Consider the following 13,406-nt stretch of genomic DNA (forward strand, 5'->3'; position numbering starts at 1 on the left):
GGGAAAACTAAAACGGCCGCTTGTCATCACTGACAGCGGCCGTTTTTTTACAACCTTCAAAACAACAATCAGGCAGCAACACCTTCCAGACGCGGAATTTCAATACCGATCTTGGCGCTGGCATAGTTCAGATCGCCTTTGGCGATGGATTGAGCCTTGTAACCGGCGCCGATCAGGTCCTGCACGTACAGCTTGTTGTAGATGAACATGAACACCAGGTTGCTGAGGCTGAACGTGAAGCAGGCCACGACGAACATGATCGCTGCCCACTTGAAATCACCACGGAACAAGGCCGGGAAAAAGCCAAAGAAAAACACAGTCCACGAGAAGCCGATTGGCGCTTCTTTCATGGCTCCGGTGTTAGGGTTTTTGAACACAACCGATGTAAACGCCATGCCTGACTCCTTGATGCCCCAATGGGTTGGCTGAATGGCCGGGCTATCTCCATGCAGTTCGTTTAAACGCAAGCACACGCAAATGCATCTGTGACTCGCGTCAGATGAGGGAGCAGGCAAGAAAGGGTCCGGGGCTTTAGCCAGGAAGGCTGGGGGCGTCGAACAATCCGTGTCCTGAAACTCCATCGTATCCCGCAACAGCGAGATACACATTCGGCGAGAAGGCTACTATCTGGCCATCATCCTGTCCATCAGATAGCCACTCGTAACTCACCTGAATGAAAGCAAAAACGACCGCGATCATTTCTGATGGCGGTCGTTTCTATGCTTCAACAGCGCTTGTCTTGAATCAGGACACTCAGCGCGCTACTGCTGCGATCAGCTTTTCGTTGCGACGACGGCGCGCCACAAACAAGCCAGCAGCCACAACCAACAAGCTCAGCAGACCGGTCGCGAGGATCTCNACCCGGTGTGCTTCCTGGAACAGCATGATAGTCAGCGTAGCGACGATGAAGATGATCACCGCGTAGGTCAGGACCGGGAACAGCCACATGCTGAAGGCGATTTTTTCACCGCGAGCCATACGCTGTTTGCGCATACGCAGTTGCGAAATCGCGATCACCAGGTACACCAGCAGCGCNATAGCGCCGGAACTGGCCAACAGGAATTCGAACACCGCCGCCGGGGCCACGTAGTTGGCGAATACCGCCAGGAACGCCGCGCCAGTCGACAACATCACCGCCCAGTAAGGCGTGCCGCTCTTGTTGGTGCGCTTGGCCACAGCCGGTGCATCACCGCGACGACCCAGGGAGAACAACATGCGCGACGCGGTGTAGAGCGCCGAGTTCAGGCAGCTGGTCACAGCAACCAACACCACGATGTCGACGATCAACTTGGCGTTCGGAATGCCCATGCGTTCCAGCACGGTCTGGTAGGAACCTACGGCCGCCAGGGTCGGATCATTCCATGGCACCAGGGACACAACGATGAAGATCGACAGCAGGTAGAACAAACCAATCCGCCAGATCACCGAGTTGGTGGCCTTGGTGATTTGCTGGCCCGGGTTCTTCGATTCCGCTGCTGCGATGGTGACGATCTCGGTGCCCATGAAGGAGAACATGGTGGTCAGGATTGCCGCCAGCACCGCGCCCATGCCGTTCGGCATGAAGCCCTGGGTGTCAAACAGGTGCGAAACGCCGCTGACCTGGCTGTTCGGCAGGAAGCCGAAGATCGCCATGATGCCGAGGCCGATGAAACCGATGATCGCGATGACTTTGACCAGGGCGAACCAGAATTCGAACTCACCGTAGTTCTTCACGCTGAACAGGTTGGTCACTGTCAGCAGCAAAGTGATGACCAAAGTGAAGGCCCAGATCGCCACATTCGGGAACCAGGCATGGAGGATGGTCGCCGCCGCGTTGGCTTCCAACGGAATCACCAGCACCCAGAACCACCAGTACAACCAGCCGATGGTGAAGCCGGCCCAGTGACCGATCGCGCGGTCAGCGTAGGTCGAAAAGGAGCCGGTATCGGGCGACGCGACGGCCATCTCGCCGAGCATGCGCATGACCAGCACCACCAGGGCACCGGCGGCGGCGTAGGCCAACAGCACGGCCGGGCCTGCGGCGGCGATGGCGTGGCCGGAGCCGACGAACAGGCCGGCNCCAATAACGCCGGCAATCGACAGCATGGTGACGTGACGCGGTTTGAGCCCCTGTTCGAGGCCATTGGAGCTTGGGGTACTGCTCATTGAAACTACCTTTGTAAGGGAAAGCGATGTGCATCCATCCTGTCTGGCGTTCCTTCTCGTAAAAAGAAACCAACAGGGCGTTCCGTATTCCGCACGCAATAATTGCGCCAAAATGTTTCAAACTCCTCAAGCACGGGGCTTGTGGCGTGACCGGACAGTCATCGCAAGTCCTTGAGATTAATGGCAATTTGCCAGAGCGTTACCCTGCGACCCACTTTAAGAACGAACCAGCGCACCGGAAACACACCCGAAAATGAGTCGACGCACAATAAAAGTGCAGATCAGGAACGTTTGGCCGGTTAGTGCTTCCAACACCCCGTCAAAGCTGGCACCATCGCGCCCTTTTTTACGCGACACCCGCAGGGCAGCTGGTTCAAACGGCTGTTCGGTTGATAGCAGCGCGACAGTCTGCTGTACCGATGCGACACCCTGCCGCACACCACCCGTTAACAGTCCGTAGCGCTGTTGGCTGCCATCCGAACGCTATGCTAGCTTGGCGCCTCGCCAGGAAGGCGGCCCAACAGCAAGAACGNAACACAATGAGGACCGCACATGGCCCAGGCCGCGCCCGCGCTTGAAATCCGCAACTTGCACAAACGCTATGGTGAGCTGGAGGTACTTAAAGGTATCTCGCTGACCGCTCGCGACGGCGACGTGATCTCGATCCTGGGTTCCTCCGGTTCCGGCAAGTCCACATTCCTGCGCTGCATCAACCTGCTGGAAAACCCGCACCAGGGTCAGATCCTGGTCGCCGGTGAGGAGCTCAAGCTCAAGGCTGCAAAGAACGGCGAGCTGATGGCCGCCGACGGCAAGCAGATCAACCGCCTGCGTAGCGAAATCGGTTTTGTGTTTCAAAACTTTAACCTGTGGCCGCACATGAGCATCCTCGACAACATCATCGAGGCGCCCCGTCGTGTGCTTGGCCAGAGCAAGGCCGAAGCGATAGAAGTGGCCGAAGCCCTGCTGGCCAAGGTCGGCATCAGCGATAAACGCCACGCCTACCCTGCGCAACTGTCCGGCGGCCAGCAGCAACGGGCGGCCATTGCGCGCACCCTGGCGATGCAGCCCAAGGTCATCCTGTTCGATGAGCCGACATCGGCGCTTGACCCGGAAATGGTCCAGGAAGTACTTAATGTNATCCGCGCGCTGGCCGAAGAAGGCCGCACCATGCTGCTGGTCACCCATGAAATGGGCTTCGCCCGTCAGGTTTCCAGTGAAGTGGTGTTCCTGCACCAGGGCCTGGTCGAAGAGCAAGGATCGCCACAGCAGGTGTTTGAAAACCCGCTTTCGGCGCGCTGCAAACAATTCATGTCCAGCAACCGCTAACGGAGCAACATGCATGCAGAACTATAAAAAATTCCTTCTGGCCGCAGCCGTCACCCTGGCGTTCAGCGCCGGTGCCATGGCCGAAACCTTGAAGATGGGCATCGAAGCGGCCTACCCGCCGTTCAACAATAAAGACGCCAGCGGCAACGTCGTCGGCTTCGACAAAGACATCGGCGACGCCCTGTGCGCCAAGATGAAAGTCGAGTGCNNCGTGGTNNNGTCTGACTGGGACGGCATCATCCCGGCCCTGAACGCCAAGAAGTTCGACTTCCTGGTGTCCTCGCTGTCCATCACCGATGAACGCAAGCAGGCTGTCGACTTCACCGACCCGTACTACTCCAACAAGCTGCAATTCATCGCGCCAAAAGACAAAGAGTTCAAAACCGACAAGGATTCCCTGCAGGGCAAAGTGATCGGCGCACAACGTGCGACCCTCGCCGGCACCTGGATGGAAGACAACATGCCCGGCGTTGAAGTCAAACTCTACGACACCCAGGAAAACGCTTACCTGGACCTGACTTCCGGTCGTCTGGACGGCATCCTGGCGGACAAGTACGTCAACTACGAATGGCTGAAAAGCGACGCCGGTCGTTCGTATGAGTTCAAGGGCGACCCGGTGGNAGAAAGCGACAAGATCGGTATCGCCGTACGTAAAGGCGACCCACTGCGCGAGCGCCTGAACAAAGCCTTGAAAGAAATCGTCGAGGACGGCACTTACAAGAAGATCAACGACAAGTACTTCCCGTTCAGCATCTATTGATTCTGACTTGCCTGGCCGGTGCCGTTCTCTGACGGCGCCAGTCCTTGGCATTGCCTGCTGCACATTGAAAAGAAATCCATGACTATCGATCTCTACGGATTCGGCCCGGCCCTCGCCGCCGGCGCGCTGATGACCGTCAAACTGGCGCTCACGGCCTTGTGCCTGGGGCTGGTGCTGGGCCTTGCCGGCGCCTTGGCCAAGACGTCCCCCTACAAGCCGTTGCAATGGCTTGGCGGTGCTTACTCGACCATCGTTCGTGGCATTCCCGAGCTGCTGTGGGTGCTGCTGATTTACTTCGGCACGGTCAACCTGATGCGTGCCCTCGGCGAGTTTTTCGGTAACCCCGACCTTTCGCTCAGTGCCTTTGCTGCCGGGGTTATCGCCCTGGGGCTGTGCTTTGGCGCCTACGCCACCGAAGTGTTTCGTGGCGCGATCCTCGCCATCCCCAAAGGCCACCGCGAAGCCGGTGTGGCGTTGGGGCTGTCGAAGTTTCGGATTTTCACCCGGTTGATCATGCCGCAGATGTGGCGCATCGCCCTGCCGGGGTTGGGCAACCTGTTTATGATTTTGATGAAAGATACCGCACTGGTGTCGGTGATCGGGCTGGAAGAAATCATGCGCCATGCGCAGATCGGCGTGACTGNGNCCAAGCAACCGTTCACCTTCTATATGGTGGCCGCGTTCATGTACCTGGGTCTGACCATTCTGGCCATGACGGGCATGTACTTCATGGAAAAACGTGCCGCTCGCGGCTTCGCGAGGAGCACCCAATGAACTGGGAAGTCATCATCAAGTGGCTGCCGAAACTGGCTCAGGGCGCAACATTGACCCTCGAACTGGTGGCCATCGCCGTCATCGCGGGTTTGCTGCTGGCCATTCCGCTGGGCATCGCGCGCTCGTCGCGGCTTTGGTACGTGCGGGCATTTCCCTACGCCTACATCTTCTTTTTCCGTGGTACGCCGTTGCTGGTTCAGCTGTTCCTCGTCTACTACGGCCTGGCGCAATTCGATGCGATCCGTAAGAGCTTCATGTGGACGTACTTGCGCGACCCTTTCTGGTGTGCCACGGCGACCATGACGTTGCACACGGCCGCCTATATTGCCGAAATCCTGCGCGGCGCCATCCAGGCTATACCACCAGGNGAGATCGAAGCCGCGCGGGCGCTGGGCATGTCCAAGCCGAAGACACTGTTCTACATCATCTTGCCTCGCGCGACCCGCATCGGCCTGCCGGCCTATAGCAACGAAGTCATTTTGATGCTTAAGGCCAGCGCACTGGCCAGCACCGTGACCCTGCTGGAACTGACCGGCATGGCGCGCACCATCATTGCCCGGACCTACCTGCCGGTGGAGATCTTCTTCGCCGCGGGCATGTTCTACCTGCTGATGGCTTACGTGCTGGTGCGCGGCTTCAAGCTGCTGGAGCGCTGGTTGCGCGTCGATGCCTGCCAAGGGCGTTGATTCCCACGTGCTGACGGGCGAGGCCCTACTCGCCCGTTTCACGGCGCTGGATGCTTTTCTGATTGAGCATCAGGCGTTGTGGAAGCCTCGTCCGTTTACTCATCTGCAGCTTCCTTGGGAAGCGTCCTACCCGGAACTGGCATTGTGGCTACGCAGCCGGTCGCTGGAGGACGCGGAAAGTAGCCATAACCAACCCGGTTTGCTGGACGCGCCGCAGCCGTTTACTGCGTTGGCGGCGTTGTCCCTTGAGTTGAGTTCGGTGGGCGAATTGCCGGCGCATGCACTGGAAGCGGCCGGGCATCGATTGAATGTCGATGTGCCCGGACGCAAGTGGCAGCAGATTGAAGCGTTCGCCAGTCGCTTGTCGTTTACCTCGCCGCCCAGGCATTGGCTGGATTGGTGTTCAGGCAAGGGCCACTTGGGTCGGCGGTTGCTGCAACACGGCCAACAACTGACGTGTCTGGAATACGACCCGGCGCTGGTGTCCAGCGGCCAGGCCCTCAGTCAACGCCATCACCTGCATGCGCTGCATGTTGAACAGGATGTGCTCGCGGCTGACGCTGCGTCTTTCTTGAGTCCCGACCACACGCCAGTAGCGCTGCACGCCTGCGGAGATTTGCACGTGCGGCTCATTCAGCTCGCCAGTGCGTCAGGCTGTAAACAATTGGCCATCGCGCCCTGCTGCTATAACCGGATTAGTCGTCCTGCGTACCAACCGCTTTCCTCGGCCGGTTTGCGATCCGACCTACAACTCTCCCTCGACGATCTCTCGTTGCCGATGAGCGAAACCGTCACCGCCGGGGCTCGTGTCAGACGTCAGCGCGACACTTCCATGGCCCGGCGCCTCGGCTTCGACCTGCTGCAAAGACAACTGCGTGGCGTTGACGAGTACCTGCCAACTCCCTCCCTACCGAGTGCCTGGCTGGATAAAACCTTCGCCGACTACTGCCATCATTTGGCCGCACTGAAAGAGTTATCCACAATCGGCCCGCAAGATTGGTCAGCACTCGAAGCCGCTGGCTGGCAGCGACTTGCCGAAGTGCGCAATCTGGAGTTGCTGCGCGGCCTTTTCCGACGCCCGCTAGAGCTTTGGCTGGTACTCGATCGGGCACTTTTCCTGGCCGATCAGGGCTACACCGTTCGCCTCGGCACCTTCTGCGAAACCCCGCTCACGCCGCGCAATTTCCTGTTCCTGGCGGAACGTCCATAAAAAGCCACAGCCTGTGGATAACTCTGTTGATGAAATTATCGTGGATCCAATATAAGCGCCTGTTTCAGGGGTGAAACGCTACTGTTCAATTTTCGTACACATGATAAAAAACCGAGAAAAACAGGCATTTGCGTACAAATGAGAATGGGTCCGCAAAAATGTCATGAGCGATACTTCCGAGTGCGCCCGTTGTGCATAAGCATCCGACGAAAAGGACATAACCGCCGAAACCCGGTCGCGTTCGGCGGAAAATTGCGTGCCGCGACCACCCTTGTTATACAGGCAGACAAGAGCGCCAACAGTGCGCTCACGAACAAGAAATCTCTGACAGACAGGAAGCCACAGTGACGTTCATTTCTTACGCACAGAATTTCGAAGACATACGCCTGTGGCGCGCCCTCAAAACTGTCGAAAACGGCTTCTACATCGACGTCGGTGCCAACCATCCCACCCACGACTCCGTGACTAAAGCTTTTTATGACCGTGGCTGGACCGGCATCAACGTCGAACCGATGCCAAATTACTACGACGCTCTGTGCCAGGAACGCCCCAACGACACCAACCTGCAATGCGTGGCCGGTGAAAGCGCCAACGACCTGACCTTCTACGGCATCGCCGGCACCGGCCTCTCCACCCTCGACCCGGCCATGGCGCAAATGCACAAAGACGCCGGCATGGACGTGCGCAGCCAAACCGTCCAATCCCGCACCCTGACCTCCATCTGCGAAGAACACGCCCAGGGCCGCGAGATCCACTTCCTGAAAATCGACGTCGAAGGCCACGAAGAAACCGTCCTGCGCGGCATGGACTTCAGCCAATGGCGGCCGTGGGTCATCCTCATCGAAACCCCATGGGACCGCGACCAGACCTGGGAAACCCTCGTCACCGACGCCGGCTATCAGTCCATCCTGTTCGACGGCATCAACACCTATTACCTGGCCAACGAACACCTGAACCTAAAACCTGCCTTCGACATCCCGCCGTGCAACCTGGACGAGTTCCAGTTCTGCAAAGGCCACAACTTCAGCCACCCCGTCAGCGACGCCGAACACCAGCTCGCCGCCGCCCTGCAACGCGCTGAACAGGCCGAAGCACAGCTGCGAGCGATGCAAAACAGTCGAACCTGGAAAGCCCTTCAGAAACTCAAGAAAACACTCCTTCGAGCCTGACTTGAAGGCTGCGTAAAAATAGTCTGAATTCAGGGGTTTACAGAACCAACCCAATCGCTATAATCGTCGCCCTAACACGCCGGTATAGCTCAGTTGGTAGAGCAACTGACTTGTAATCAGTAGGTCCCGGGTTCGACTCCTGGTGCCGGCACCATACGCAATACCGAAAAAGGCTCACCGAAAGGTGGGCCTTTTTCGTTTATGGATTTTACGCTCCTGAGTTTCCCCTGCTCGCTCCCCGTTTCGTGTTCGCTCCTCTTCCGCCCCTCTCGCTCCGAATCGACGCATCCAATTCTNNCGCTCCGAATCGACGCATCCAATTCTGGCACCGGCTGTCTACATACATCACCGAAACGATGAGCGGTTACGGTCGAAAATCAGTGAGGCGGCATAATGACAGCAGTGCTGATGCACAACCTGCCACTTCTCTCCGCCGTTGCGAGCCCCTTTGTAATGAACACCGAACGACGTTACTCGATCATCTTGGAGCACAGCGCCGAGGTGCTGCTTGAACATGCACCCATGGCGCAGATAGAGGCATTTTGGGACGCCAACGATACCCGCTACTTCGGGTTGCGCATGGAGGACGAACACAGCGCACACGCACGAGTGATTGTTACGGACGAAGTCCCCGACGACGAAGATGTGGAGCTTTTCTGTCTGTAGCGAATGGGATCCCTCGACATCTACGAGAGGTGGGGGGTGCCCAGATGATTCTCAGATCTATTTTTCAGATCTGGTGCCAACACCAAACAATAAAGCCCTCGTAGAAGTAGGAGGGCTTTGTTGTTTCTGGGTTCTGGATTTTTATCCACCGGCCAGCAAGTCACTCAAACTCCGTCGAAACCGCAAGATGCTCCCACGCATCAATTTCTGCCTGAAGCTGCGCAATCTTTTCACGCACCAACCTCACCGCATCCTTACCCAGCAACAGATGAACCGGCGGCTTTTCAGCAGCGACCAGTGTCAGTAACGCCTGGGCAGCTTTGTGCGGATCACCGGCCTGCTGACCACTCTTCTCTTCCCGCGCCTTGCGCACTGGATCGAACACCGCGTCGTAGTCACTAACGGTGCGACCGGATCGGATCATCGAGCGCCCCGCCCATTCGGTCCGAAATGAGCCAGGTGCCATGGCGGTAACGTGGATGCCCAGGCTTTCGACTTCTTTGGCCAGCGCTTCGCTGACGCCTTCAAGGGCGAATTTGCTGCCGCTGTAGTAAGCGATGCCCGGTAAGGTGATGAAGCCGGCCATGGAGGTGATGTTGACGATATGCCCGCTGCGCCGTTCACGCATGCCGGGCAGGACTGCTTTGATCATTGCCACCGCGCCAAACACGTTGACGTCGAACTGGCGCTGCATTTCAGTCAGTGGCGACTCCTCGAGAATGCCTTCGTGCCCATAGCCGGCGTTGTTCACCAGTACGTCGATCTGCCCCACCTCGCACAGGATGTCAGCCACCAGCGGTTCGATGGCTGGGAAATCGGTGACGTCGAGCACGAACGCTTTAGCGCGATGGGCGTCCAGCGCTTCGAACGCGGCGCGCTCGGATTCGCGCCGCACCGTGCCAACCACCGTGTGTCCCGCCGCCAGCGCTGCTTGCGAAAAGGCCAGGCCGAAACCTGAACTGACGCCGGTGATCAGGAAGACCTTGTGAGCGTGGTTGTTCATGCTGCGTTCTCCAATAAAAACGCCGTCGATAGTGATCGACGGCGCTGTGGACAAGTCAACGAGGTCTTAGTGACCAGCGCTCTGACCGCCATCGACGTGCAGGATTTCGCCGGTGACGAAGTTGGCGTTGTCCAGATACACAACTGCCTGAGCGATGTCGCTGATTTCGCCCATGTGGCCGACCGGGTGCAGACTGCCCAGCGCTGCATGGGTTTCTTCGCCGTGCATCGGGGTCTTGATGATGCCAGGGGAAACCGCGTTCACCCGAATCCCGCGCTTGGCGTATTCAATCGCCAGGGACTTGGTCGCAGAGTTCAAACCACCCTTAGTCAGCGAGGCCAATACCGACGGCACACCGTCAATTGCGTGGTCTGTCAGGCTGGTGGTGATGTTGACGACGTGGCCTTTGCCTTGTTTTTCCATCTCGGTGATCGCGAGTTGGGTGATGTAGAAGAAGCCATTCAGGTTGACCGACAGCACTGCAGCGTAGTCTTCAGGGGTGTAAGCAGTGAACGGCTTGGCGACGAAGATCCCTGCGTTGTTGACCAGGGTGTCGATGCGGCCAAAACGGGCGATGGCTTCACGGATCACTTGCTGCGCGACTGCCGGGTCGCCGATGTCGCCGGCCACGGTGAGGATGTCCGGGTCGGTGGACGGTTTGATCGAACGCGAAGTGGCGACCACTTTGTAGTCCAGATCACGGAAAGCTTTGACCATGCCGGCGCCGAGGCCTTGGGATGCGCCAGTGATAACGATGACTTTCTTCGAATTGCTCATGATGAACCTCTACTAATAAATGATGGTTTGAAAAAGTAAGTAATCAGGCTTCGGCGGGGGCCTTGGCCATTTGTCTCAACATCTGTTCGTAGTACTCGACCGACTGCGAACCGGATACCAGGTGACGACCGTTCAGCACCATGGCCGGAACCGAGTTGATGCCGTGCTGGCGGTAAAACGCTTCAAGCTCACGCACTTCTTTGGCAAACGCGCCGGACGCCAACACCTCTTGAGCCGCCGCTGCATCCAGTCCCGCTTCAGCCGCCAGGCGAACCAGCGTCTCGCGATCGCTCGGGTTCTGGCCGTCGGTGAAGTAAGCGCGCAACAGGATTTTCTTGAGAGCGACCTGCCGCCCTTCCTGCAACGCCCACAACAGCAGTCGATGCGCATCAAACGTGTTGTAGAAGTGGGTGCGCTTCTCCAGATCGAACTTGAAGCCAAGGGCTGCGCCACGTTCGATCTGCATCGCTTTGCCAGCGGCGACGTCCTCGGCGGTCCGTCCATATTTGCGCATCAAATGCTCGACCGCTTTTTCGCCGACTGCCGGCATGTCCGGGTTCAATTCGAAGGGCTTGTAGGTCAGCTCCACCGAGATCTCACCGGCCACGTTCTCGATCGCCTGCTCCAGCGCCGTCGCACCCAATGCACACCACGGGCACACCACGTCGGAGATGAAATCGATGGAGACGGACGCGGTCATGACTTGCCCTCCGCCTCTGCCAGTTCCTTGCGGTACTTAGTGGTGGTGATGCCCGCGTAGCCCCAGTTATCGGTGTCGACTTCCTCGATCACGATGTGGGTCAGGTGCGGATCCTTCTTCAGGACGCGCTCCAGGGTTTCAGTGATTTCGGCGATCACCTGAGCTTTCTGCTCAGAGGTAACGCCATCGCGGGTGATGCGTACGCTTACGAAAGGCATGAGGACTCTCCAAGTGACCTTCCCTTCGGAATGAATGGGTCGGCGTTGGAGCTCAATGTATGGAGTTCGCTGGAGGGGATAAAGGTGGGGGCGGGAACATCATTAGTTACCTGGTGTAATGATTTCCTCGCTGGGAGCCACTAAAACTGTTTGCATCAAAAATGATTGATCGGCCAACTTACATTTACAGCAACATTTAGATATCGCCAAAAAATGGAGCACCGTTCATGACAATTCGAAGCCCGAACAGGTCGGGCTCTCGTCAACAAATCGTAATTTCATAATTCCACTCAGGACGGCCTCTAATTAGAGCCCTCGACACCTAAGTTCATTATAGTGATGCTACATTGGACCGAAGTAAGTATATAAACTCAAAAAACTCTTACTTAGTCATTAACAAATACAAGACTCTACTCTTTTGAAGCTGATGACCTCAGCTCATTATTAAAATAATCTTCGCTATTTTTTATTTCAGAATCAACCCAGCTCGCTACAAACGAATTTTTCTCTTCGGAGCCCTTTAAAAGCTCGTCTTCAAAAAACATAGATATCGACGAATGATATATATCATTTCCACCAGCAACTCTATTTTTATCAATTTCGCTGTTTTTCTTTGAAAGAAAATTAAATATTCTCATGGTCTTGCTCCAAATCGTTTATCCAGATAAATCGATAAGAGTTTAGCTATTGTCAGGCCTAACATCTTATCTCTCTCCAAGGAAAATTGATTAGATTCATTACTAGTGAATACTAGCACACCCAACGGTTTGCTGCCAGAGCTGAGTTTTGCAGAGTCTTTTATTGGCATAGAAAGAAATGACTTATATTTATGCTCATCACCGATAGTACTTGAGCTTACCGAAAGCTCCGTACTCCTAGTAATATCATGGCAAATTTTTATCTCATCCAAAATGTATGTTAATCCTACATGGCCGAATCCCGGTTTCCAGCTCCTCCCCGTGGTAACGAGCCTGTCATCATGGCTTCTCCATTTAAGCTCAAGCTGAGCTGTGCTCTCATTATAAAGGTATAATGCAAAGTTATATAAAGCCGTCGAGCTATAACCAAAAAGCTCCGCTCTATATTTGACTAGAGGCGAAAGTATCTTTCCTAAATCAGCAGATACCCGAGCGCTTGTGCAGTCAGTATTATTAGAATCATTGATTTCATCGATTAAATTCTCCAACTCCAACGTGGAAATATACGACACAGTTTGTTGGAACTTTAGGTTTTGATACATTTGGGAAGCTTTCGGAATCACTATCTTTCTGAAAATCTTATTCTGCTTAATAAGCTTCTCTACTTCTTGAGTCACGGATTTACGAGTGCTCGACGACAATAAAACACTGGTAAACACTAGATGCAGAAAAGCGCTTAATGAAAAAAGTACCGTTTCACCCAACGTAAACTTAGATAATTCCCCAGTCGCAAAATATTTACTAATAAACGCACCAATGATAACGGGAGAAATTAGCGTCATCCAAAAATTGGAAAACATTACAGAAAAATAAAAAACCCTACCTTCAATCGATCTGTTTTTTGAATTGTTTTTTGTTATTTTTTTCAACATACACCCGCATTTTTTCAAGGCTCGATCCAAGCCATAAATATAGCTGACTTTTGATTGCCCTCAAAAGCCTGGCGTCGAAGAGAATGAAGCCGGCGTCAGGTTAGACGTGGGTCATTCACGCATTCCCAAGCCTCAGGACCAGTAAATCACTGAAGCTCTCACCCTACGCCACCACCTAGCCACGATTGCGCATCCGCCCCCCTCAAGCTACCTTCAACCCGTCGCTGCCAATTCAGCGACCGGGCCTGAGAACCCGGGTAATATGCGCGCGCACCAGCGCCCTAAATCACGATTGCCGGCGTTTTTTTGTGCCTGCATTTCCGTGCAATGGCGGCTGTGCGTGGGAGACCTTCGGGTCTGCCGGGTCGTGCATACCGGTTTCTCAGCCTGCGCACAGCTGCC

15 protein-coding genes and 1 tRNA gene are annotated in these 13,406 nt (G+C 55.7%); 8 read left to right on the forward strand and 8 right to left on the reverse strand.

Going from position 1 to position 13,406, the window contains the following annotated elements; genetic code table 11:
- Window positions 1–68: 68 nt before the first annotated feature.
- Both B7L09_RS15725 and gabP read right to left on the reverse strand, forming a co-directional pair.
- Window positions 69–395: a hypothetical protein gene (locus tag B7L09_RS15725; RefSeq protein ID WP_094469599.1), complete on the reverse strand. Its 327-nt coding sequence runs from the start codon at window positions 393–395 to the stop codon at window positions 69–71.
- 358 nt (window positions 396–753) lie between these two features.
- Window positions 754–2,145, reverse strand: a complete 1,392-nt coding sequence (gabP, locus tag B7L09_RS15730) for a GABA permease (RefSeq protein ID WP_094469600.1) — start codon at window positions 2,143–2,145, stop codon at window positions 754–756.
- Between the two features lie 552 nt (window positions 2,146–2,697).
- On the opposite strand from gabP, the gene B7L09_RS15735 reads away from it, so the two are divergent.
- The 8 genes from B7L09_RS15735 (at window position 2,698) to B7L09_RS15770 (ending at window position 8,736) form a co-directional block, all read left to right on the forward strand.
- On the forward strand, window positions 2,698–3,471 hold the full coding sequence (locus tag B7L09_RS15735; RefSeq protein WP_053253869.1) for an ABC transporter ATP-binding protein: 774 nt from the start codon (window positions 2,698–2,700) through the stop codon (window positions 3,469–3,471).
- A gap of 13 nt (window positions 3,472–3,484) precedes the next feature.
- The gene (locus B7L09_RS15740; RefSeq protein WP_094469601.1) at window positions 3,485–4,231 is read left to right on the forward strand and encodes an ABC transporter substrate-binding protein; all 747 of its coding nucleotides are present in this window, start codon (window positions 3,485–3,487) and stop codon (window positions 4,229–4,231) included.
- 78 nt (window positions 4,232–4,309) lie between these two features.
- Window positions 4,310–5,005 (forward strand): ABC transporter permease, encoded by a 696-nt coding sequence (locus B7L09_RS15745; RefSeq protein WP_094469602.1) that lies wholly within the window; start codon window positions 4,310–4,312, stop codon window positions 5,003–5,005.
- Entirely contained in the window at window positions 5,002–5,691 is a 690-nt protein-coding gene (locus B7L09_RS15750; RefSeq protein ID WP_094469603.1) for an ABC transporter permease, read from the forward strand. The genes B7L09_RS15745 and B7L09_RS15750 overlap by 4 nt, the downstream gene beginning before the upstream one ends.
- Complete coding sequence (locus B7L09_RS15755; RefSeq protein ID WP_094469604.1) at window positions 5,672–6,901, forward strand: methyltransferase; 1,230 nt, start codon at window positions 5,672–5,674, stop codon at window positions 6,899–6,901. Before B7L09_RS15750 ends, B7L09_RS15755 begins: the two co-directional genes overlap by 20 nt.
- A gap of 344 nt (window positions 6,902–7,245) precedes the next feature.
- Window positions 7,246–8,070: an FkbM family methyltransferase gene (locus B7L09_RS15760; protein WP_094469605.1), complete on the forward strand. Its 825-nt coding sequence runs from the start codon at window positions 7,246–7,248 to the stop codon at window positions 8,068–8,070.
- Between the two features lie 78 nt (window positions 8,071–8,148).
- Window positions 8,149–8,224 (forward strand) — tRNA-Thr (locus tag B7L09_RS15765).
- Between the two features lie 299 nt (window positions 8,225–8,523).
- Window positions 8,524–8,736 carry a hypothetical protein gene (locus tag B7L09_RS15770; RefSeq protein ID WP_094469636.1) on the forward strand — a complete coding sequence of 71 codons (213 nt, stop codon included), beginning with the start codon at window positions 8,524–8,526 and terminating at the stop codon, window positions 8,734–8,736.
- A 160-nt stretch (window positions 8,737–8,896) separates the two neighbouring features.
- Here B7L09_RS15770 and B7L09_RS15775 read toward each other — a convergent pair whose 3' ends face one another.
- The 6 genes from B7L09_RS15775 to B7L09_RS15795 form a co-directional block, all read right to left on the reverse strand.
- Window positions 8,897–9,739, reverse strand: coding sequence for an oxidoreductase (locus B7L09_RS15775; protein WP_094469606.1), 843 nt, complete (start codon window positions 9,737–9,739; stop codon window positions 8,897–8,899).
- A gap of 66 nt (window positions 9,740–9,805) precedes the next feature.
- Window positions 9,806–10,516 (reverse strand): SDR family NAD(P)-dependent oxidoreductase, encoded by a 711-nt coding sequence (locus tag B7L09_RS15780; RefSeq protein WP_094469607.1) that lies wholly within the window; start codon window positions 10,514–10,516, stop codon window positions 9,806–9,808.
- A gap of 43 nt (window positions 10,517–10,559) precedes the next feature.
- Window positions 10,560–11,216 (reverse strand): DsbA family oxidoreductase, encoded by a 657-nt coding sequence (locus B7L09_RS15785; RefSeq protein WP_094469608.1) that lies wholly within the window; start codon window positions 11,214–11,216, stop codon window positions 10,560–10,562.
- Window positions 11,213–11,434: a tautomerase family protein gene (locus B7L09_RS15790; RefSeq protein ID WP_094469609.1), complete on the reverse strand. Its 222-nt coding sequence runs from the start codon at window positions 11,432–11,434 to the stop codon at window positions 11,213–11,215. The genes B7L09_RS15785 and B7L09_RS15790 overlap by 4 nt, the downstream gene beginning before the upstream one ends.
- 410 nt (window positions 11,435–11,844) lie before the next feature.
- Window positions 11,845–12,072 carry a hypothetical protein gene (locus B7L09_RS31570; protein WP_102593444.1) on the reverse strand — a complete coding sequence of 76 codons (228 nt, stop codon included), beginning with the start codon at window positions 12,070–12,072 and terminating at the stop codon, window positions 11,845–11,847.
- A complete protein-coding gene (locus tag B7L09_RS15795; RefSeq protein ID WP_094469610.1) occupies window positions 12,069–13,004 on the reverse strand; it encodes a GAF domain-containing protein in 936 nt (311 codons plus the stop codon). Before B7L09_RS15795 ends, B7L09_RS31570 begins: the two co-directional genes overlap by 4 nt.
- Window positions 13,005–13,406 lie beyond the last annotated feature (402 nt).

It is taken from the genome of Pseudomonas mandelii, assembly GCF_002251635.1.
Lineage (GTDB): Bacteria > Pseudomonadota > Gammaproteobacteria > Pseudomonadales > Pseudomonadaceae > Aquipseudomonas > Aquipseudomonas mandelii_B.

Excerpts from the sequence above, each read along its gene's own strand:
- B7L09_RS15790 (WP_094469609.1), bottom strand. The coding sequence starts at position 11,434 with ATGCCTTTCGTAAGCGTACGCATCACCCGCGATGGCGTTACCTCTGAG.
- B7L09_RS15755 (WP_094469604.1), top strand. The coding sequence starts at position 5,672 with ATGCCTGCCAAGGGCGTTGATTCCCACGTGCTGACGGGCGAGGCCCTA.
- B7L09_RS15725 (WP_094469599.1), bottom strand. The coding sequence starts at position 395 with ATGGCGTTTACATCGGTTGTGTTCAAAAACCCTAACACCGGAGCCATG.
- B7L09_RS15770 (WP_094469636.1), top strand. The coding sequence starts at position 8,524 with ATGAACACCGAACGACGTTACTCGATCATCTTGGAGCACAGCGCCGAG.
- B7L09_RS15780 (WP_094469607.1), bottom strand. The coding sequence starts at position 10,516 with ATGAGCAATTCGAAGAAAGTCATCGTTATCACTGGCGCATCCCAAGGC.
- B7L09_RS15785 (WP_094469608.1), bottom strand. The coding sequence starts at position 11,216 with ATGACCGCGTCCGTCTCCATCGATTTCATCTCCGACGTGGTGTGCCCG.
- B7L09_RS15775 (WP_094469606.1), bottom strand. The coding sequence starts at position 9,739 with ATGAACAACCACGCTCACAAGGTCTTCCTGATCACCGGCGTCAGTTCA.
- B7L09_RS31570 (WP_102593444.1), bottom strand. The coding sequence starts at position 12,072 with ATGAGAATATTTAATTTTCTTTCAAAGAAAAACAGCGAAATTGATAAA.
- B7L09_RS15795 (WP_094469610.1), bottom strand. The coding sequence starts at position 13,004 with ATGTTGAAAAAAATAACAAAAAACAATTCAAAAAACAGATCGATTGAA.